Below are 257 nucleotides of genomic sequence, written 5' to 3'. Positions count from 1 at the left end.
CGAGGTACTGGATGTTCTTCGCCTCGCGCTGGTCGAGGAGAAAGTCGTGGATCGCGCGCTGGTGCTGCGTGTAGTGCTCGTTGTAGTACTGCGGGTCACTTTCCCACGCGATCGTGAAGTCGTAGTCGCCGCGCGGGGTGTCGTCCGGGTGATACGGATCCACGATGCTGTCGCGCGTCGAGAGATCCTCGCCGGCATAGCCGTCCGAGTGCTGCACGAGCACGGTGATCACGCCGTCGCGGTCGACATCTGCGAGC

General features: G+C 63.8%; 1 protein-coding gene. It reads right to left on the bottom strand.

The window, feature by feature from the left end:
• On the bottom strand, positions 1-257 hold a 257-nt coding region (locus SB660_RS21885), incomplete at both ends, for a hypothetical protein (protein ID WP_410584539.1).

The sequence above is a fragment of the Bacillus sp. SIMBA_005 genome (assembly GCF_046535585.1).
Taxonomy (GTDB): domain Bacteria; phylum Bacillota; class Bacilli; order Bacillales; family Bacillaceae; genus Bacillus; species Bacillus pumilus.
The sequence above is the reverse complement of the archived record's forward strand: the minus strand, read 5'-3'. Positions and strand labels throughout refer to the sequence as shown.